We start from the raw sequence: 21,704 nt of genomic DNA on the forward strand, positions 1-21,704 counted from the left end.
GCAGGAGATCGACCTTGAATAATTCATTTTCGAAAGTCGCCGTCTGGATGGTGATAGCCCTGGTGCTATTCACGGTCTTCAAGCAGTTCGACGGACGCGCACAGACCCAGGACGGCGTGACCTACACGCAGTTCATGGACGACGCCAAGGCGGGACGTATCCGCAAGGTGGACGTGCAGGGCGGCGCCGGTGGCGACGTGCTCTACGTCACGCCGGACGCAGGCCGTGCCTACACCCTGACCTCGCCGGGCGACCTCTGGATGGTCTCCGACCTGCTCAAGTATGGCGTGCAGGTGTCGGGCAAGCCGCGCGAAGAGCAATCGCTGCTCATGAGCATCTTCGTGTCGTGGTTCCCCATGCTGCTGTTGATCGGCGTGTGGGTGTTCTTCATGCGCCAGATGCAGGGCGGCGGCAGGGGCGGTGCGTTCAGCTTCGGCAAGTCGCGCGCCCGCATGCTCGACGAAAACACCAACCAGATCACCTTCGCCGATGTGGCGGGCTGCGATGAAGCCAAGGAAGACGTCCAGGAACTGGTCGACTTCCTGCGCGACCCCAGCAAGTTCCAGAAGCTGGGCGGTCGCATTCCGCGCGGCGTGCTGATGGTCGGCTCGCCCGGTACCGGCAAGACGCTGCTGGCCAAGGCCATCGCGGGCGAAGCCAAGGTGCCATTCTTCAGCATCTCGGGTTCGGACTTCGTTGAAATGTTCGTCGGCGTGGGCGCGGCCCGCGTGCGCGACATGTTCGAAAACGCCAAGAAGCACGCGCCCTGCATCATCTTCATCGACGAAATCGATGCGGTGGGTCGCCAGCGTGGCGCCGGCCTGGGCGGTGGCAACGACGAACGCGAACAGACCCTGAACCAGATGCTGGTGGAAATGGACGGCTTCGAATCCGGCCAGGGCGTCATCGTGATCGCCGCCACCAACCGTCCGGACGTGCTGGACCCGGCGCTGCTGCGCCCGGGCCGCTTCGACCGCCAGGTCGTGGTGCCGCTGCCCGATATCCGTGGCCGCGAGCAGATCCTGAAGGTCCACATGCGCAAGGTGCCGCTGTCGCCCAACGTCGACGCGACCATCCTGGCGCGCGGCTGCCCGGGTTTCTCGGGCGCCGACCTGGCCAACCTGGTCAACGAAGCCGCGCTGTTCGCCGCTCGCCGCAATGGCCGCACGGTGGATATGTCCGACTTCGAAAAGGCCAAGGACAAGATCATCATGGGCGCCGAGCGCCGCTCGATCGTCATGCCCGAAGAGGAACGCAAGAACACCGCGTACCACGAGTCCGGCCACGCGATCGTCGCGCGCATGCTGCCCAAGACCGACCCGGTCCACAAGGTCACCATCATCCCGCGCGGCCGTGCGCTGGGCGTGACCATGCAGTTGCCCGAAACCGACCGCTACAGCATGGACAAGGGCCGTCTGCTCTCGACCATCGCCGTGCTGTTCGGTGGCCGCATCGCCGAAGAACTCTTCATGGACCAGATGACCACCGGCGCCTCGAATGACTTCGAACGCGCCACGGCCATCGCCCGCGACATCGTCACGCGCTACGGCATGACCGACGAACTGGGTCCCATGGTCTACGCCGAGAACGAAGGCGAAGTGTTCCTGGGCCGCAGCGTCACCAAGACCACGCACATGTCCGAAGCCACCATGCAGAAGGTGGACTCCGAGATCCGCCGCATCATCGACGAGCAATACGGCGTGGCGCGCAAGATCCTGGAAGAAAACCGCGACAAGGTCGAAGTCATGACCGCCGCGCTGCTCGAATGGGAAACCATCGACGCCGACCAGATCAACGACATCATCGAGGGCCGCCCACCGCGTCCCCCGAAGACGCCGCAGGGTCCGTCGGATACGCCCGACACGCCCCCGACCGGCCTTGCCGCAGGCGGCAATACGGCGGCCGCAGTCTGAGGGCTTCCGTCCTGAGTTATGGCCAATAACTTTCTTTGCGGGCGCTTCGAGTTTGATCTCGAGCGCCCGCTTGTCATGGGCATCGTCAATGTCACGCCGGATTCCTTTTCCGACGGCGGCCAGCACGACGATACCGATTCCGCGGTGGCGCATGCGCGCCAATTGATCCAGGAAGGCGCGCAGATCCTCGATCTGGGCGGCGAGTCCACGCGCCCCGGCGCCGACCCGGTATCCGTGGCCGACGAACTCGATCGGCTGTTGCCGGTGATCGAGGCGTTGCGCGATTGCGGCGTGCCGTTGTCCATCGACACCTTCAAGCCCGAGGTCATGCGCGCCACGCTGGATGCCGGCGCCGACATGATCAACGACATCTATGGCTTCCGGCAGCCGGGCGCCATCGAGGCAGTGGCGCAATCGCGCTGCGGGCTGTGCGTCATGCACATGAAAGGCGAGCCGCGCACCATGCAGGCGACGCCCCCTGAATATTCAGACCTGATCGGCGAGATCGGGCTCTTCCTGGGATCGCGCGCCCAAAAGCTGCGGGCGGCCTGGGTGGACCCCCGGCGCATCGTGCTGGACCCGGGCTTCGGGTTCGGCAAGACCGCCGACCAGAACTTTCAACTGCTGCGCCGGCTGTCCAGCCTGCGCAGCGGCGGTTATCCATTGCTGATCGGCTTGTCGCGCAAGACCATGATCGGCCAGGCCACGGGCCGGCCGGTCGGCGACAGGCTGCCCGGCAGCATTGCCGCCGCCCTGGCCTGTGTGGCCCGTGGCGCGTCCATCGTGCGGGTGCACGACGTCGCGGCCACGGTCGACGCGCTCAAGGTGTGGCAGGCGGCTGAACAAGGAGCTATCACTTCATGATTCGACGCAAGTATTTTGGTACCGACGGTGTCCGTGGCGAAGTGGGCGGCCCGGTGATCAACGCAGAATTCGCGTTGCGCCTGGGTTATGCCGCCGGCCGCGTGCTGGCCCGCGAACATGCGGGGCGTGGCGGCAGCCGCCCGCAGGTCGTGATCGGCAAGGACACCCGCATTTCCGGCTACATGCTGGAATCGGCGCTGGAGGCCGGCCTGTCGGCCGCCGGCATCGACGTGCTGCTGGCAGGCCCGATCCCGACGCCCGCCGTGGCCTACCTGACCCGCGCGTTGCGCCTGGTCGCCGGGATCGTGATCAGCGCCTCGCACAATCCCTACCAGGACAACGGCATCAAGTTCTTCTCGGCCCAGGGCATGAAGCTGCCCGACGAGATCGAAGCCGCGATCGAGGTTGCGCTGGACGAGCCGCTGGGTTGCGTCAGCTCGGAAGGGCTGGGACGCGCCCGCCGCATGTCGGATGCGCAGGGCCGTTACATCGAGTTCTGCAAGAGCACGTTCCCCAATGATCTCGACCTGAACGGCATGAAGATCGTGGTGGACGCCGCTCATGGCGCCGCATACAACATCGCGCCGCACGTCTTCCGCGAACTCGGGGCCGAGGTGCACGCCATCGGTGTGCACCCCGACGGCTTCAACATCAACAAGGGCGTCGGTGCGCTGCATCCCGAGCTGCTGGCCAAGGAAGTGAAGGCGCGCGACGCCCACATCGGCATCGCCCTGGACGGCGACGCCGACCGCCTGCAGATGGTGGACGGCGACGGCCGCATCTACAACGGCGACGAATTGCTCTACGCCATCCTGCGCGAGCGCATGCAGCGCGGCAAGGTCGATGGCGTCGTGGGCACGCTGATGACCAACTTCGGCTTCGAGCGCGAATTGAACCGCCTGGGCGTGGGCTTCGAGCGTGCCAATGTGGGCGACCGCTACGTGCTGGAACAGATGCAGGCACGTGGCTGGCTGTACGGCGGCGAAAGCTCCGGCCACTTGCTGTGCCTGGATTGCCACTCCACCGGCGACGGCATCGTGGCGGCCCTGCAGGTGCTGACCGCGCTGCGCCGCAACCAGGCGTCGATGGCCGACTGGGTGCAGGATCTGCGCATGTATCCCCAGAAGATGATCAACGTGCCGATCACTCCCGGCCAGGACTGGAAATCGCATCCCGGCCTGAGCGCGGCGCGCAAGGCCGTCGAGGCCGAACTGGCCGGCCGTGGCCGCATCCTGATCCGTGCTTCGGGTACCGAGCCCAAGCTGCGGCTGATGGTCGAAGCCGAGGACGAGGCCCTGGCCGTGACGTCTGCTGAAAAGCTGGCGGCCAGCCTGGCATAGGCTCTTTTTTGCGTGGATCGAACCTGGCCATTCATCGTTTTGCGATGAATGGCCATTGTTTGTGAACATTCAGAATTTTTTTGTAAAGAATTGTCGAGCTTTGCAGGAATTGGGCCTCATCGCTCCGATCTAAACTTCATAGTCACGTAACATATTGGTCAAGTCTTTGACATACAGGGCGTCCAAACTGACCGGACTCTCTAGGAGCTTCGCGCAATGCTGGAACTAGCACGCATCAACCCAAGCCGTAATGCCGCCGAACCGTGGACGGGACCTGCCGCCAGGGTGTTGGTGGTTGGCCTGGCGCGCACGGCCGAGGAAATCGAACAAATCCAGCGCCTGCGCTACGAGGTCTTCACCGAAGACATGGGCGTGGTGTTTCCTGATGCCCACGATGGGATCGAGCATGACCGCTTCGACCCCTTTTGCGAGCACCTGATGGTTCGCGAACTGGACACTGGCCGTGTCGTGGGTACCTACCGCATCCTGACGCCTGAAAAGGCGCGCGAGGCGGGGGGCTACTACTCGCAATCCGAATTCGACCTGTCCGGCCTGGGCGCGATCCGCGACGAACTCGTGGAAGTGGGCCGCTCGTGCACCCACGCCGACTACCGCAATGGCGCGGTCATCATGCTGCTGTGGTCCGGTCTGGCGGAATACCTGCGCCGCGGCGGCTATCAGTACGTGCTGGGCTGCGCCAGCGTCAGCCTGCGCGACGACGGCGTGACGGCTGCCGAAGTGTGGCGCACCATCTCCAAGCACCTGCCCAAGGAAGGCCAGCCGCAGGTCACGCCGCTGCACCGCTACCCGGTGGAAAAGCTCAACAGCACGCTGCCGGCCCGCGTGCCGCCGCTGATCAAGGGTTACCTGAAGCTGGGCGCCACGGTTTGCGGCGAGCCGGCCTGGGACCCCGACTTCAACGCCGCCGACTTTCCGGTGCTGCTGAAGATGGACGGCATGGACGAGCGCTACCGCCGCCATTTCGGCCTGGACCAACCCGTCGCCAACGGCCAGCGCTGATCATGCGCCGCCTGTTCCGCCGTATGAAGATCAAACTGATACGGCGGGCCACGCGGCCCTTCCGTCTGGAACTCAAACAACTGGAACGGCAGACCGATCTGTTGCCGTTCTAGCGCGCGTGAGTCGTGCGCAGCGTGACGCGGGGCTCGCCCCGCGTCATCGCTTGCCTCAGAATTCCAGCAGTTCGAACGAAAATCCCACCTTCGACCATTCGGCTTCTTCCGCGCGCAGCGTGAAGTCGCTGAGCGGATGCTGCGCGAGCCAATCGCGGTTCACACGCACCACGATCGAATCGTTGCGCACGGAAGCCGTCAGGGGCAGGGGTTCGATTTCGCCGCGGCGGCGGAACAGCAGCACCGCCAGGCGCAGGCTCAGGATGGCCATCCACTGCGCGCGGGTGCGCACCAGGGGTTCCAGCTTGCCCAGCTTGCCCTGGTGGCCCAGGGCCAGCAATGCCAGCAATTGCTGGTCGGCGCGGGAAAAGCCGGGCATGTCGGCGTTTTCCAGCACGTAAGCGGTGTGCTTGTGATACGCGTTGTGGGCGATGGACAGGCCCACTTCGTGCAGGTCGGCCGCCCAGCCCAGCGCCACGCGCAGTTCGGTGCGTTCCGGGCCTTCAGGCATCATCGCGTCGAACAGGCTAAGCGCGGCATGGTGCACGCGGCGGGCCTGGTTGACGTCGACGTGGTAGCGCTTCATGAACTGGCGCACCGATTCGTCGCGCTTGTCGTGTTCGTCGTCGCGGCCCAGCAGGTCATACAGTACGCCCAGGCGCAGTGCGCCGTCGCCCGTGTGCATGACATCGATGCCCAGTTCGTCGAACAGGGCGCTCATGATGGCCAGGCCGCCGGGGAGCACGTCGGCACGCTCGACCTTGATGCCGGGCAACTCGGACGGAATCACCCGGCCGGCGCGCACGATGCGGTCCTTGAGCTTGGTCAGGCCCGCGCGGGTGATGCCGCGGTCGGACATGCCGCCTTCGGTCAGGATGGCGAACAGCGCCTTGGCGGTGCCCGACGAGCCGTAGGCTTCTTTCCAGCCCGTCTTGCGGTACTGCTTGGCGATGACTTCGATTTCGCGGCGGGCGGCCAGTTCGGCCAGCTTCATCTGGTGGGCATCGACAACGCCGTCCGAGAAGAACTGGCGGCTGTAGCTGACGCAGCCCATGTACAGCGACGACATCAGGCCGGGTTCGTGGCCCTTGCCGATGATGACCTCGGTGGAACCGCCGCCGATGTCGATCACCAGGCGCTTGTTGGGGGAGGGGGGCAGGGTGTGGACCACGCCCGAGAAGATCAGGCGGGCCTCTTCGCGGCCGGCAATGACTTCGATGGGAAAGCCCAGGGCGGCTTCGGCACGCGGCAGGAAATCACGGGTGTTGCGCGCCACGCGGAACGTATTGGTTGCCACCGCCCGCACCCGGTTGGGGTGGAAGCTGCGCAGGCGGTCGCCGAAGCGTTCCAGCACGGCGATGGCCCGTTCGATGGCATCGTCGCCCAGTCGCTTGTCGGCGTCCAGGCCGGCGGCGAGCCGGACGGTTTCCTTGAGGCGGTCGATCTGATAAATCTGGGGCGTACCGTCCTGCTGAACGATGCGTCCGATGGAGAGGCGGAAGCTGTTGGACCCGAGGTCCACGGCGGCCAGAAGTTGATCCATGCGGCTCGTCAATATTGGCTTTGAGGTGGCCTGATTATAGATACCCCATGTGACAGCGCCTTCCGCTGCGGGTTTTCGCTTATGGAACATATGGTTGGCGTCGAAAGTCGGGTGCGCCATGTGTCCCGGATTTGTCGTACGCTACGCTTTTAGTGCTGTGTCATAGAACCGTCACCCTTTTGCAGTAAAACTCCACGCTCTCCCTACGTATGGAATCCGGTATGACCACACGCCCGCCCGCCGAGCCTTTGCTCCTGAATCGCGAGTTGTCGCTGCTCAAATTCAACGACCGCGTGCTGGCGATGGCGGAAAATCCTTCGACGCCCCTGTTGGAACGGCTGCGCTACGTCTGCATCGTCAGCTCCAACCTGGACGAATTCTTCGAAATCCGGATATCCAGCCTGAAAGAGCAGCAGCGCCAGTCGCCCAACCTGGTGGGCCCGGATGGCATGACGCCGGACCAGGCGTTCGAGAATGTCCAGCAGGCGGTCCACGAGCTGGTGGGGCGCCAGTACGCATTGCTCAACGACGCCATTCTGCCCGCGCTGCAGGCCGAGGGCATTGCCCTGCATCATGCGTCGGAATGGAACCCCCAGCAGCAGGAATGGGCGCGCGAGGTCTTCAACCGCGACGTGATGCCGCTGCTGACCCCCATCGGGCTGGATCCGGCGCACCCGTTTCCGCGGGTCTACAACAAGAGCCTGAATTTCATCGTGTCGCTGTCGGGCGCGGATGCCTTTGGCCGCCAGGCGTCCATCGCCGTGGTGCAGGCGCCGCGCGCGCTGCCGCGCCTGATCAAGATGCCGCCCGAGCTGTCCGGGCATCCCGAGGGCTACATCCTCCTGACGTCGCTGCTGCGTGCCTTCGTCGGCGAGCTGTTCCCGGGCCTGGAAATGCTGGGTTGCTACCAGTGGCGGGTGACGCGCAACAGCGACCTGTTCGTCGACGAGGAAGAAGTCACCAACCTGCGCCACGCCTTGCAGGGTGAGTTGTCGCAGCGCAACTTCGGTGCCGCCGTGCGTCTGGAAATCGACAAGCTCACACCGGTGGAACTGGAAAACTTCCTGCAGCGCGAGTTCTCGCTCAAGCCGGAAGACACCTATCGCGTGCCCGGCCCGGTCAATCTGTCGCGCCTGATGCAACTGTGCAACTCGCCCGACCGCCCGGACCTGTTGTTCCCCGACTACCGTGCGCCGCTGCCGGCGCCGTTCGACCGGGTGGGCGACAAACCGTCCGACCTGTTCGAGGCCGTGGCCGAACAAGACCGCCTGCTGCATCATCCGTACCAGTCCTTCCAGCCCGTCATCGATTTCCTGACCGCCGCCGCGCTGGATCCGGACGTGATGGCCATCAAGCAGACCATCTACCGCACCGGCGAGGATTCCGAGCTGATGAAGATCTTGCTGGCCGCCGCGCGCGCCGGCAAGGAAGTGACGGTGGTGGTGGAGCTGATGGCCCGTTTCGACGAGCAGACCAACATCAATTGGGCCTCCAAGCTCGAAGAGGTGGGCGCCCACGTGGTGTACGGCGTGGTGGCGCACAAGACGCATGCCAAGATGGCCGTGGTGCTGCGCCGCGAAAAGGGCCGCCTGCGCCGGTACGCCCACCTGGGCACGGGCAACTACCACCCGCGCACCGCGCGCCTGTACACCGATTTCGGCCTGCTGACCGCCGATCCCAAGCTGTGCGAGGACATGGACAAGGTCTTTGCGCAGTTGACGGGCCTGGGGGCGCGCCGCTCGCTCAAGGCGCTGATGCAGTCGCCGTTCACCATGCATGACGGCATGGTGGCGCTGATCCGCGCCGAGGCCCGCGCGGCCAAGGCCGGCAAGCGCTCGCGCATCATGGCCAAGATGAACTCGCTGCTCGAAGAGCAGATCATCGAAGAACTCTACAAGGCCAGCCAGGCCGGCGTGAAGATCGACCTGATCGTGCGCGGCGTCTGCGCCCTGCGCGCCGGCGTGCCGGGGCTGTCGGAAAACATCCGGGTGCGTTCGATCGTGGGCCGCTTCCTGGAGCACTCCCGGGTGTTCTATTTCTACGCCGAAGGCGCCGAGACCGTCTACTTGTCGTCGGCCGACTGGATGGACCGCAATTTCTTCCGCCGCGTCGAAATCGCCTTCCCGATCTACGACAAGTCGCTCAAGAAGCGCGTCATCGACGAAGCCTTCACCTTCGCCCTGCGCGACAACCAGCTTGCCTGGCAACAGCAGGCCGACGGCGACTACGTCCGCGTCAAGAGCCGCCGCGAGCCGTTCAACCTGCACCAGTACCTGATGCAGAAGCTGGGCGTATAACCCCAGCCCAGGGCAGGGGACACCCGTCCCCGCCAAGCCGCGGGGGGGGGGGGCTACGCCATACCGTCCCCCATTCCCCGCGCGAGCAAAAAGCCTCATTCGAGGCAATCCCTTCCAAGCAGGGCCGCGCGGATCCGGCTACGCCGGTCCGCCACCGGCGCCCCCCTGGGGGGGAAGCGCGCAGCGCTCCGGGGGGGGGAATGTGACTGTCACTATCCTGTCACGTTGGACTTCTAAGATGCGAGGGTCGCTGAAAGACAGGCAGTAGAAAGCCTGCCAAGACTCCTCTAACGAGCACAGAAGGAACCAAGATGTTCAAACGTGTCTTCAAACAAGTTTCCCTGGGCGTCGCGCTGAGCGCCGCCGTGTTTGCCGTCCAGGCCGCCGACGTGACCGGCGCCGGCGCATCGTTCCCGTACCCCGTCTACGCCAAGTGGGCGTCGGACTACAAGGCAGCCACCAACAACGCGGTCAACTACCAGTCGATCGGTTCGGGCGGCGGCCAGCAGCAGATCATCGCCAAGACCGTCGATTTCGGCGCCTCGGACGATCCCATGAAGGCAGCTGACCTGGAAAAGAACGGTCTGCTGCAGTTCCCGGCCGTCATCGGCGGCACCGTGGCCGTGGTGAACATCGACGGCATCGAACCGGGCAAGCTGAAGCTGTCGGGCAAGGTCCTGGCCGAAATCTTCCTGGGCAAGATCAAGAAGTGGGACGACGCCGCCATCAAGGCGCTGAACCCCGACCTGAAGCTGCCGTCGGCCGACATCATCGTCGTGCACCGTTCGGACGGCTCGGGCACCACCTTCGGCTGGACCAACTATCTGTCCAAGGTGTCGCCGGAGTGGAAGGAACAAGTCGGTGAAGGCAAGGCCGTCAAGTGGCCCGTGGGTCAAGGCGGCAAGGGCAACGAAGGCGTCGCCGCCTACGTCGGCCAGCTGAAGAACTCGATCGGCTACGTGGAATACGCCTACGCCAAGCAGAACAAGCTGGCCTGGACGCAGTTGCAGAACAAGGACGGCAAGTTCGTCCAGCCGGAACAGAAGGCCTTCGCCGCTGCCGCCGCCAACGCCGACTGGAAGAGCGCGCCTGGCATGGGCGTGGTGCTGACCGACGAACCGGGCGCCGATTCCTGGCCCGTGACCGCCGCGACGTTCATCCTGGTGCACAAGTCGCAAGACAAACCGGCGCAAGGCAAGGCCGTGCTGGAATTCTTCGACTGGGCCTTCAAGAATGGCGCCAAGTCGGCTGAAGCCCTGGACTACGTGCCGCTGCCGGAAGCCGTGACCAAGGAAATCCGCGCTGCCTGGGGCGAAGTCAAGAGCGCCGACGGCAAGGCTGTCTGGAAGTAAGTGGATGATGGGCGCGGTGGCCTGGCCCCGCGCCCGCATCGGTCCGCTGCCCCGGTTTCCGGTTGGTTGGAAATCGGGGCGGATCTTCCGGACCGTCTCGTAGTTTCTCCCAAGGTTTCCTAAGGAAAGTCCATCCATGAGCGCGGTAATGGATAATAGTGTGCCGCTTTCGCCCAGCGTGGCGGACTCCGTGACTACCGGCACGCCTTCGCCTATGAAGCAAAATAAAAACGCGCTGATGGATGCGCTGTTCAAGAACCTGACCCGCCTGTTCGCCTTCCTGGTGTTCATCCTGCTGGCGGCGATTCTGATTTCCCTGATCTACGGCAGTCGCGAATCGCTGGCCAAGTACGGCCTGTCGTTCCTGTGGCTGAACGACTGGGACCCCGTCAAGCAGAACTACGGCGCCGTGGTGCCCATCATCGGCACGCTGCTGACCTCGGCCATCGCCCTGATCATTGCCGTGCCGGTGTCGTTCGGCATCGCCATCTTCCTGACCGAACTGTCGCCCACCTGGCTGCGCCGCCCGTTGGGCACCGCCGTCGAAATGCTGGCCGCCATCCCGTCGATCATCTACGGCATGTGGGGCCTGTTCGTCTTCGTGCCGGTGTTCCAGCAATATGTGCAGCCCTTCCTGATCGCCACGCTGGGCAGCGTGCCGATCATCGGCGGGATGTTCGCCGGGCCGCCGTTCGGCATCGGCATCTTCACCGCCGGGCTGATCCTGTCGATCATGATCATCCCGTTCATCGCGGCGGTGATGCGCGACGTGTTCGAACTGGTGCCGGCCATGCTGAAGGAATCGGCCTACGGCCTGGGCAGCACGACCTGGGAAGTGATGTGGCGCGTGGTGCTGCCGTTCACCAAGTCGGGCGTCATCGGCGGCATCATGCTGGGCCTGGGGCGCGCCTTGGGTGAAACCATGGCGGTGACCTTCGTGATCGGCAACGCCTTCAAGTGGTCCGGCTCGCTGTTCTCGCCGGGCAACTCGATCGCCTCGGCCCTGGCCAACGAATTCAACGAAGCAGGCGGCATCCAGAAATCGGCGCTGCTGGAACTGGGCCTGATCCTGTTCCTGATCACGACCATCGTGCTGGCCTTGGCCAAGATGCTGCTGGTTCGCCTGTCCGCCGGCGAAGGCAAGAAAACCTGACCCGCCGCGAGCCCAAGGAAAAGAACATGGCTGTATCCGTACTCAATATGCAGAACGGCGTGTATCGCCGGCGCCGCGTGGTCAACCGCATCATGCTGACCATCTCGCTGGGCACGCTGGTGTTCGGGCTGTTCTGGCTGTTCTGGATCATCCTGACGCTGCTGACGAAGGGCGCGCCGGCGCTGTCGTACACGCTCTTCACCGAAATCACGCCGCCGCCGGGGCAAACCGGCGGCCTGATCAACGCCATCTTCGGCAGCGTGATGATGGCCGGCGTGGGCACGCTGATCGGCACACCGGTCGGCATCCTGGCCGGCACCTACCTGGCCGAATACGGCCAGCGCGGCTGGCTGGCGCCGGCCACGCGCTTCCTGAACGACGTGCTGCTGTCGGCGCCGTCCATCATCATCGGCCTGTTCATCTACGCCGTGTACGTGGCGCAGGTGGGGCATTACTCGGGCTGGGCCGGCGCCATCGCGCTGTCCATCCTGGTGATCCCGGTGGTGGTGCGCACGACCGACAACATGCTGCTGCTGGTGCCCAACAGCCTGCGCGAGGCCGCGGCCGCGCTGGGCTGCCCCAAGTGGCGCATGATCACGCTGGTCTGCTATCGCGCTGCCAAGACCGGCATCATCACCGGCGTGTTGCTCGCGATTGCCCGCATCTCGGGTGAAACCGCACCGCTCTTGTTCACGGCGCTGTCGAACCAGTTCATGTCGACCAACATGAACGGCCCGATGGCCAACCTGCCGGTCGTGATCTACCAATACGCCGCCAGCCCCTTCAAGGACTGGAACGACCTGGCCTGGGCCGGGGCTACCCTGATTACGCTGCTGGTGCTGGGCATCAACATCCTCGCCCGCAACATGTTCCGCAAGTAAAGATCGCTTTGCCGGCGCGCCAGGCGCGCCGGACCTAGGGAAACCAAATGGAAAACACCGCTACCGCCGTCAAGAACAAGATCGAGGTCAAGAACCTGAACTTCTACTACGGCAAGTTCCATGCGATCCGCAATGTGAACATGTCGATCCAGGAGAAGAAGGTCACCGCCTTCATCGGCCCGTCGGGCTGCGGCAAGTCCACGCTGCTGCGTACCTTCAACCGCATGTTCGAGCTGTATCCGGGCCAGCGCGCCGAGGGCGAGATCATCCTGGACGGCGAGAACCTGCTCACCGCCAAGACCGACATTTCGCTGATCCGCGCCAAGGTCGGCATGGTGTTCCAGAAGCCCACGCCGTTCCCCATGAGCATCTACGACAACATCGCCTTCGGCGTGCGTCTGTTCGAACGCCTGTCCAAGGGCGAGATGGACGAGCGCGTGGAGTGGGCGCTGAGCAAGGCCGCGCTCTGGAACGAAGTGAAAGACAAGCTGCACCAGAGCGGCAACAGCCTGTCGGGCGGCCAACAGCAGCGCCTGTGCATCGCCCGCGGCGTGGCCATCAAGCCGGAAGTGCTGCTGCTGGACGAACCCTGCTCGGCGCTGGATCCGATCTCGACCGCCAAGATCGAAGAACTGATCGCCGAACTCAAGAACGACTACACCGTCGTCATCGTGACCCACAACATGCAGCAGGCCGCGCGCTGCTCGGACTACACGGCCTACATGTACCTGGGCGAGCTGATGGAATTCGGCCAGACCGACCAGATCTTCGTGAAGCCGTCGCGCAAGGAAACCGAAGACTACATCACCGGCCGTTTCGGCTGATCGGGCACCGGCCTGCACGGCCGGGGCATGGACGGCGCGCCCGCAAGGCGCGCCGTTGTCGTTTTCAGGATCGCTGCTGTTGCAGGGTCTGCGGGCGGGTGGCGGGCTGGGCCTGGGAGCCGCCCGCATAGCGTCCGGGGATCAGGATCACGAACACGGCCGCCAGCACCGCTGCGCACGAGAAGGCGATGAAGTTCCACGCCAGCGGCAGTTGCAGGCTGGCGAGGTAGCCGCCGACGATGGGGCCGCTCATCGCGCCGATGCGGGCGAACGACAGCGCCCAGCCGGTGGCCGCGCCGCGCGCATGCGCCGGGTAGTAGCCCGCCAGGTAGCCCGTCAGGATCAGCGAAGATGAAATGCTGCCCACGCCGGCCAGCGCCACCCACAGGTAATTCACGACCAGCGGATTGTTGTAGGTCAGGCAGTAGATGCCGACCGCACCCACCAGGAAGAACAGGGCGACGATCTTGCGCGGCTCGGTCTTGTCGGCGAACTGGCCCAGTACCAGGCCGCCAATGGCGGACGCCAGGCTGAACACCAGCAGGAACGACAGGCTGGACCCCAGGTCATAGCCGTTCTTGCGCATGATCTGCGGCAGCCAGGTGTTCAGGCCATACACCAGCATCATGCCCAGGAACAACGCGCCCCAGAAGCACAGCGTGGCGCGCAGGTGGCGTGGCGAGAACACCGCCGCCATCACGTCGCGCCAGGTGGCTTTCTCGCCCGTCACTTCGCGCGGCCGGAACGGATCCAGCGACGCGATGCCAAGACGATCGGCCATGGCGCGCGCGCCGGCTTCGTCGCCCTTGGCCAGCAAGTATTCCAGCGACTCGGGCAGCCAGCGCGCCAGCAGCGGCACCAGCAGCAGCGGCGCCGCGCCCACCAGGATCACCGAGCGCCAGCCCCAGTGCTGCAGCAGCGCCATGGCCACCGCCGCCGAACACAGGATGCCCAGCGAATAGCCGGAATACATGACCCCATAGTTGAAGCCTCGCCTGGCCGGCGGGGAATATTCGATGGTCAGCGCCGCCGCCACCGGAATCACGCCGCCCAGCCCCAGCCCGCCGATGAAGCGGAACGTCGCGAACCAGGTGGGCGTGGGCGCCCAGGCCGCTCCGATCATCGTCAGCGAAAACAGCGTGACGCAGGCCAGCAGCATGCGCCGGCGCCCCAGCAGGTCAGACAGCGTCCCCACCGCGAACGAGCCCACGAACATGCCGGCCAGCGCGTAACTGCCCAGCATGCCCAGCTGGATCGGCGTCAGGTTCCAGCTCTTGTCGTCGGCCAGGGCGGGCAGCACCGCGCCCATCACCCCCACGTCGTAACCTTCGAACAGGATTGCCAGCCAGCAGACGAACAGCACGGTGTAGGTGGTCCGCGAGGGCGTGGCCCAGGCGGAAGATGAGGCGGCGGTAGCCATGTTTTTCCCGATGAATGTCGTTATAAGATCGAATTTAATTTATGCTTCAACTATATAGGTATCAATCAGGGGATTGCCCGGCCCGGCCTGGCCAGGCCTCTTGCGGGCAGCGGCGTTTCTGGGGGGCGTCGGTATCTGGTATAGTTGCCACCCTCGGGGCGTAGCGCAGCCTGGTAGCGCATCTGCTTTGGGAGCAGAGGGTCGTGAGTTCGAATCCCACCGCCCCGACCAATAAAATCAAAGGGTTAGCTCAATGTCGTTGAGCTAACCCTTTTTCTTTGCTCGGCATATGGGACAACATATGGGACAACGAACTTGCAGTTGGCGGTGAGCAAGTTCAGGCGGCATCAAGGCAAGGATGTGCACTCGGTGGCAATAGCCCATCTCGGGACTTGCCGGGTCTCTGCTTGATTGGGGGGGGCGGGCAGCTCGCCGCACTTTAGGCTCATCAGGCCAATTGGGTGGGTTCTGGGGACTGTTGCGCTTGGGGCAGGCCAAACCCCTTCATCTGAGGCTGTGTGTGCTGGGGCAGCAAAGCGAGAGTTCCGAGCCCAGGTCGCAGAGCATCGGCGGCACCACGCGACAGTTGAATCGTTACGACCCCTCGGCCCTTCCATCCTCGCGGCCTGTACTCTGCATGTGCTGTGTGCATTGCACTGAGACCATACTGCACACCTCAGTGTCAAATGCGCTCTGAGCTGCGCTGAGAGAAATCAAAGTCGACGGTCTATCCGACCCGAACTGCGGAGACTTGGCCTAGTACGGGAATGAGGGGATAGGGCATCCTTTAACCTAGTACTGATACGAGGGGTGCCCTTTCGACAATGGAAGTAGGAGTTGCCAGCGCAATATAGTTGCCAGCGCAATATCTGAGTGGCTGCGACAGGGCACGGAGTCTTTCAGGCGGCTAACAGATTATTTCGCTAAGTCGACACCGGGCTGGCCGCGATTCCGCGTATGAGGCGCTGAATCTCGTCCGCCGGTCCGTAGATTTCACCCCGCCGCAACCGTCCGCACTCGTGAATCGTGGGGGGGGGCGGCCTTGGTGGATCCTGCTGCACCGAAGGAGCGTGGGGCGCGATTATTGCTCAGAAACACGGAACGTGGGTCGCAGCAAAAAGGTCGGCAATGGCTGGACCAAGCGCGGTTCATGTCGCGGAGAAGTTAGTGGCTTGAATTGCCGACAGGGTATTTGAGTATCTCGGCCTGGCAAACAGTTCCCAGTCAAAAGAGTCCGGCTCGTGGCGTTGCAAAAATAACTCCCACCTTGAGACGCCGGCGCCGGACAGTTGCCACCCCAGTCACGTACGTCTGGAACATCATGAGCCGTTGATTGTTCCAGCTTCACTGACGGTGGGCGAGGAGCGGGGCGGCTGTCCGGTTGTGGGCCATCGAACAGATCCGGAGTGCTTGGCTGGCGTAGAGATCAAGTGTCGACGCCATCAGTCAAAGCCCTTTTCAAACACCCTATCAAAATCCCCTATCAAATATTCCGAATGTGCGGGGAAGCTTGGCGCCCCGGTGGGCATCGATTCTTGCCATGGACAAAAGGGAAGGCTGGCTCGGCGGTCTCACGTTCTAGCGAGCGGAGTCGTTGGATTGTGCAATACAGGATTCTGGCCACACCCTCCGACTTGCCCACTTTCTTTTGCACGGCGCCAACCGTCTTCTAGACCCTGCAAGGCAAAAATTCGGAGATTCGACTCGCGTTTCAGAAACGGAGCGCGAGGCCGCGCAGAACGCGCTCTGGGCTGCAATGACTCTAATGTGGCTGCTACCCCGTCACCCGAAGTGTTTCGATCGCTCATGCGGGCTGTGGACGCGTCTAAGGACCATCACTGCATCTACGAGGGCGTCCCATCTGGAATTGGTCCGGACTATTGTGGCTTATCAGGTCAGACAGCGGCGCAGACGCTGTTGACACTGGCGTAGCCAGTAAAAGATTTGGGATTGGGAATGGGATTGGGATTGGTAGCTTTGCATCCGGTTTGCACTGGGTTCGAAAGTAAAACCTGGCCATAACCTGCTGGGTTTCCGCTACAGGCTCTCAGTTTCCCTCGCTTCGTGGGTATTTCTCCTATGAGGAGGGCCATGGATCCTGTGTCAGCGGCGCTCATGGACCTCAAGATCTGAGCAACTGTGCTGGGGCACAGCGCGCTCCTTTACGTCGTGTGTCAGAACCCAATTGGTCGAGTGCCGCTCTAGGTTTTGATGTGGGAACCGGCGGTTAACCGAGTAGGAACCCAGCAGGATCCCAACGGGTTTCCTGTTACGAACGATGTTGCGTTGCGCTGCGGATTCTCAGTTCATATCCGGCGGTGATTGCTATCATCAGGCGTACCGATAGGGCTGTGTTTGTGGAGAAAAGCGTATGGACTTGGGTACTACGGTGATGCTCGGAGTACTTGTGGCTGTTATCGCATTCGGCCTTTGGGTCGCGAATAACATCGCTCGTTCCGAAGGGCGCAATAAAGAAGACCATCAGACCTGAAGCGGCAATAATTCGGAGTAGGTCTCAAAAATTAGGCTGGCTTGTTATGTTCTTTGAAGTAACAATTGGTCATCTAGTTCATTCCGGGAGGGGGACGTGGCCGATTTCTTCATTGAACATAGCCACATGCTGGCTTTGAAACCCATTAGCAGTCCGAACTCGGGTTTTAGGCCAGGCCAGTTGGGCGCTCTTCATTCAGTGGCGGCCCACTTTTCGGTCTACGACGAGCCGGCCATAGTGTCTTTGCCGACTGGATATGGGAAGACTGCCGTGATCATGGCGCTTCCTTTTTTGTTGGGCTCAAACCGTGTGCTGGTGGTGGAACCCACGGATGTGCTGAGACGACAGACCTCGGCTCACTTCGGCGAACTGTCGACGCTACGCAAGCTCAAGGTCTTACCGGCGGAGGCAGGAAATCCTCATGTACACCCACAGAAGGGCAGGCCATTGAGCGCCGATGAATGGCTTGCCTTTCGAACTTTCGATGTGGTCGTGTCCACGCCAGCGAGCACATCGCCGGTCCTGGAGCCCGTAAGTCCCGCAGATCTATTTGATTTGATTATCTTTGACGAGGCGCACCATGCTCCAGCAGACACTTGGAGTGCGTATCTCGGTCACTACTCCCGCGCCAAGTTTGTCTTCTTGACGGCTACTCCATTCAGGCGCGATAAAAAGGCAATTCCGGGTCGTCTGGCATATAGCTATCCAGTTTCCAAGGCGTCTCGCGAACAAGCGTTTGGGAGCGTCTCCTTTCGTCCAGCGCCTGTGCATAACGATCACGATGAGGACGAGGTGGACCTTTCCATCGCAAGGGTGGCGATTGCACAGCTGCGGGAAGATCAGGCGCAAGGATTCGACCATCGACTGTTTGCGCGAGCATCCTCGATATCCGCTGCTAGGAAGCTGACGGGGATTTACGCCGGGCTGGGGGCGAGGGTAGAAGCGATCGACAGCGGAATTTCCAAACGGAGGCAGGAGCAACTGGAGGTCTCCTTGCTCCAGGGGGAGCTGGAGGGAATAGTCTGCGTTGACATGTTCGGGGAGGGCTATGACTTTCCAAAGCTGAAGATCGCAGCACTCCATGCGCCGCACCGCTCCCTAGTTCCAACGATACAGTTCATAGGTCGGTTCGCGCGAACAAACGATGAACGCACGGGCAACGCTACTTTAGTGTCGACTGTGAGTCGTCTGCAAGATGCCACCGCAAGGCTCTTTCAAGAGGGAGTGGACACCGCTTCCCTTATCGACGAAGAGGCGAGGCGTCAGCTCGCCGAAGGGGCTGCCGATGAATCAATCTTGGAGATCTTGAAGCCGAAGAGGCAGACAGTCTCGGACTACGACGCCGTGTCGCCAATGTCATTTGAGCTATATGCCCATGCTCGAATCTTTCAGTGCGACGTGGCCCCGGACTTCACTTTGTTTGAGGCATTGATAGGGCGAAGGCTTCACTTGGCTAAGCAGTGGATCTCGGATGATGGATTGATCACACTGCTTTTGACCGTCGACAATGAGCCGCCGAACTGGGCGACTGCTGACGTGCTTGTAAATGTACGACACGACGTTTTCCTGCTGGCCTACAACGCTGCTACACGATTGTGCTTCATCGGCTCCACTCGTAGAACAGATCGCTTATATATCGCACTAATGCAGGTCGTGGCCAAGGATCACCATAGACCTTTGAGCTTCGAGGAGACCATCCGTGCGCGCGCCGGCCTTACGGATATGCGCTTCTACGCTGTTGGCTTGCGTAACACGGCCGTAAATTCGCAAGCAGAATCCTATCGCATGCTAACTGGACCTCGTGCTGAGCGAGCGGTCACGCCGGGCGATGGGCGCGCCTACGTACAAGGACATTACTTTGGTAGTGGATTGGAAGATGGCGAGCGTGAAACCATCGGAGCAAGCAGTAACTCGCGTATATGGAGCAATCAACGTCTCTCTATATCGCAATACCTTGACTGGATATCGAAGCTGAACAATCGCTTGAATGGCGACGAAACGCTAGCAGAGTCTCAGCTAGATCTCGTCCAGCATTCGCGGACGTTGCGGCGAATCCCAGATGTTGTTATTGGTGGAAGTTGGTCGCGCAATGCCTACAAGCAGGCGCATCGGTTGAGATATCGACGTGTTGGGCAGCTGCAGTGGCTCTATCGCCAAATCACTGATCTAGAGCTCTCGTCATTCGCCTCAGGACCTGATGGCATGCATTTCGAAATCGTCTCGGACTCAGATGCGGTGCCCTACCGCATGTCTTTAGCCGGGGGCGCATTGTTTCGACAGCGCGGCGCTGGTTGGGAAGTCGAAATATCTAGCACGCACGATGACTGGTTGGATTTTGACCAGTGGCTTTCTATGCACCCTCCAATCTTTTACGCAGCCGACAAGTCATCGTTCGAAGGGGTGAACTGCTACCCGCCTCCAAAGCTGGCCAGCAATCGGCTTCTTGATGAGGACGTCGAGAACCCTGGGTGGGATGGCTGCGAGATCGGTAGAGAGTTTGACGCCGATGATCCCGAACGAATGACTGTCCACAGACATTTGGAATTGTGGATCAGGGCGAAGGAAAATCTCGAGGTCCTCGTATATGACCACAGGACTGGGGAGGCCGCCGACTACGTCGCGGTCACGCGAGAAGAAGACGACCGAGTCCTCGTGAGTCTGTATCACTGCAAGGGAGCTGGGGGCGAACCAAATGGTGCCCGTGTTGACGACGTCTACGAAGTCACCTGCCAGCTACTAAAGTCAGTTGTTTATTGCGAATCCCGTGTGTTGGTCGAGCATGTGGAGCATCGGATAAATGAAAGGCGGCATAGGCGTCCGTCAGTCTTCAAGGTCGGCAATCTTGCAATGTTGCAAGAAATCTTGCTGAACCGGAGCGCGGACAAAGTCAGTTTCGCCATCTATGGCGTGCAGCCAGGGATTTCGAAAGCACAGATTGATGCCCACCTCGCTGATCTTATGGCCTTCAGCATTGACTACGTAAAAAGAGGGGGCGCGGCCGTTGGGAAGTGGCTGGTGAACGCATAGCCGGGGCTTCCATAAGGTGGCGCTGACTTTGTCAGGGGAAACTTAAGGGCGTGGGCGCAATGCTGACGTGGTTTTTGTACAAACTTGTACAACCGCTCGCAGCGCGTCGAAGGTGGCCCAGACGCAACAAATGTACTGGGAAAGCTTTGCTGTGCTTCGCGGTGCCGAAGACCAGGCGGACCAGCGGCTCTCCGCTTCGCACACTGAATAAAACCTGTCGAGGAGTGCGGCGACTGGTCCAGGTTCGGCTCTGTGGGCGATCTTATTCCGAACCGTATTGAGTTGCTCCGCAGCAACCCAGCATGCGCCCTCATTAAAGTGTCCGGCGACTGCTCTTGCCAAGCACAAGGCATTAGAGAATGTGAGCTTCGCTTCGTCAAAGTAGCGAGGGTTGGCGACTGACGAACGGGTGATGGCGCGCAGTTGTTCCTCGACTAGCAGGTGGCCTTTCAGTATTACTGTGAGTTCGTCCGCTGTTGGAGGAACGAGTCGAAAAAATCGTTCGTCATTTTCCGCAAAATCGGCTTTATGGTCGGCAGGACTCTTCACGGGGGCGCTCGCATGAGATATAGGGGCGCGACGAGGTTAGCGCGCAGTAGAGGGGAGGAGCAATCTCGGCTTTGGCAGGGACTACCTTATCTCTTGCCAGGCGGAATTCACCAGCCCGAACCTTCACCTGATGTCGGTGGTCTCGGCTCCGAGCGAGGTACGGTCGTACCTGGGAAAGTTGCGTACCGTACATTCCTTCATGTAGGTACGGTACGGAGGGATCACAGCTTGCGATGGCAACAGTCCGCGTATGTAGGTGATTTTCTGGGAGCATTTCGGAACTTCAGGCGGGTGAGCGCACGTAAAACCGGCCTCGAGCCGCTGTCTGGTGACTTGCGTCAGTCCCCGCGTGGCCTATCGCAGGCGTTCTGTCTGTGGAGGTTTGATTTTGTGTCTCAACTTCAAACGGGGCCGCTATTTGTTCGGCATGGAGCCCTTGCTCGTGGCGACCTGAGCTTGTCCGGCACACTGCTGGCGTGGTCTGGTATCGGCCATGCGGCCACGCCCAATACGCTGGGCTGCATGACCTCCGCGGGCTTGGACTGCGTTGGCGACAGGCCGATTTCGACCCGGAAGGGACGTTCGATCTTGCCGGGAGCGGCCGTTCAATGCACCGCGGTCTTAAACGGATTCGTCTCCTTCCTGAAGGCTGTAAGTAACACCGTGCCCTACAGGTAGAAGCCTGATAACGTTTTGTACGGCTTGCTCGGTCTTGGGGCCCCAATCCCGGCGCATGAGATGAGTCATGCCGTCGTGCTCTAGTAGTCGTTTTTGATCTTTGAAATAGTGATGACCTGCTCCCCGTGATTAGTACGAAATCGATGTAGAGTCCGTTCCCAAAGGAATGGCAATGAAGAAACGATTCACGGAAGAACAAATCATCGGCGTGCTCAAGGAGGCCGATGCGGGTGCCAAGC

At 61.9% G+C, this 21,704-nt stretch carries 12 protein-coding genes and 1 tRNA gene; 11 read left to right on the forward strand and 2 right to left on the reverse strand.

Features of this window, described 5'->3' with window-relative positions:
* Positions 1-14: 14 nt before the first annotated feature.
* From ftsH to AC6LJ2_RS12070, 4 genes are all read left to right on the forward strand, one after another.
* On the forward strand, positions 15-1,913 hold the full coding sequence (ftsH, locus tag AC6LJ2_RS12055) for an ATP-dependent zinc metalloprotease FtsH (RefSeq protein WP_445657232.1): 1,899 nt from the start codon (positions 15-17) through the stop codon (positions 1,911-1,913).
* Between the two features lie 18 nt (positions 1,914-1,931).
* Positions 1,932-2,777, forward strand: a complete 846-nt coding sequence (gene folP, locus AC6LJ2_RS12060; protein WP_445657231.1) for a dihydropteroate synthase — start codon at positions 1,932-1,934, stop codon at positions 2,775-2,777.
* On the forward strand, positions 2,774-4,117 hold the full coding sequence (gene glmM, locus AC6LJ2_RS12065) for a phosphoglucosamine mutase (RefSeq protein WP_263911513.1): 1,344 nt from the start codon (positions 2,774-2,776) through the stop codon (positions 4,115-4,117). The genes folP and glmM overlap by 4 nt, the downstream gene beginning before the upstream one ends.
* A gap of 216 nt (positions 4,118-4,333) precedes the next feature.
* Positions 4,334-5,137, forward strand: a complete 804-nt coding sequence (locus AC6LJ2_RS12070) for a GNAT family N-acetyltransferase (RefSeq protein ID WP_263911514.1) — start codon at positions 4,334-4,336, stop codon at positions 5,135-5,137.
* A 168-nt stretch (positions 5,138-5,305) separates the two neighbouring features.
* Here the strand turns inward: AC6LJ2_RS12070 and ppx are convergent, their stop codons facing one another.
* On the reverse strand, positions 5,306-6,793 hold the full coding sequence (ppx, locus tag AC6LJ2_RS12075) for an exopolyphosphatase (RefSeq protein ID WP_263911516.1): 1,488 nt from the start codon (positions 6,791-6,793) through the stop codon (positions 5,306-5,308).
* 221 nt (positions 6,794-7,014) lie between these two features.
* On the opposite strand from ppx, the gene ppk1 reads away from it, so the two are divergent.
* The 5 genes from ppk1 to pstB all read left to right on the forward strand — a co-directional run bounded on the left by ppk1 (position 7,015) and on the right by pstB (position 13,300).
* Positions 7,015-9,090, forward strand: a complete 2,076-nt coding sequence (gene ppk1 / locus AC6LJ2_RS12080; protein ID WP_263911518.1) for a polyphosphate kinase 1 — start codon at positions 7,015-7,017, stop codon at positions 9,088-9,090.
* A gap of 311 nt (positions 9,091-9,401) precedes the next feature.
* The gene (gene pstS, locus AC6LJ2_RS12085; RefSeq protein ID WP_263911519.1) at positions 9,402-10,442 is read left to right on the forward strand and encodes a phosphate ABC transporter substrate-binding protein PstS; all 1,041 of its coding nucleotides are present in this window, start codon (positions 9,402-9,404) and stop codon (positions 10,440-10,442) included.
* Between the two features lie 136 nt (positions 10,443-10,578).
* Positions 10,579-11,595: a phosphate ABC transporter permease subunit PstC gene (pstC, locus tag AC6LJ2_RS12090; protein WP_175194411.1), complete on the forward strand. Its 1,017-nt coding sequence runs from the start codon at positions 10,579-10,581 to the stop codon at positions 11,593-11,595.
* 26 nt (positions 11,596-11,621) lie between these two features.
* A complete protein-coding gene (pstA, locus tag AC6LJ2_RS12095) occupies positions 11,622-12,476 on the forward strand; it encodes a phosphate ABC transporter permease PstA (protein WP_175194414.1) in 855 nt (284 codons plus the stop codon).
* A 47-nt stretch (positions 12,477-12,523) separates the two neighbouring features.
* On the forward strand, positions 12,524-13,300 hold the full coding sequence (pstB, locus tag AC6LJ2_RS12100; RefSeq protein ID WP_006221056.1) for a phosphate ABC transporter ATP-binding protein PstB: 777 nt from the start codon (positions 12,524-12,526) through the stop codon (positions 13,298-13,300).
* A gap of 64 nt (positions 13,301-13,364) precedes the next feature.
* Here pstB and AC6LJ2_RS12105 read toward each other — a convergent pair whose 3' ends face one another.
* Positions 13,365-14,720, reverse strand: a complete 1,356-nt coding sequence (locus tag AC6LJ2_RS12105) for an MFS transporter (protein ID WP_263911524.1) — start codon at positions 14,718-14,720, stop codon at positions 13,365-13,367.
* A 154-nt stretch (positions 14,721-14,874) separates the two neighbouring features.
* Here AC6LJ2_RS12105 and AC6LJ2_RS12110 point away from each other — a divergent pair.
* Both AC6LJ2_RS12110 and AC6LJ2_RS12115 read left to right on the forward strand, forming a co-directional pair.
* Positions 14,875-14,951 (forward strand) — tRNA-Pro (locus AC6LJ2_RS12110).
* A gap of 2,356 nt (positions 14,952-17,307) precedes the next feature.
* Entirely contained in the window at positions 17,308-20,238 is a 2,931-nt protein-coding gene (locus AC6LJ2_RS12115; RefSeq protein WP_006385461.1) for a DEAD/DEAH box helicase, read from the forward strand.
* Positions 20,239-21,704: the final 1,466 nt, after the last annotated feature.

The organism is Achromobacter sp. 1014246743 (assembly GCF_059760725.1).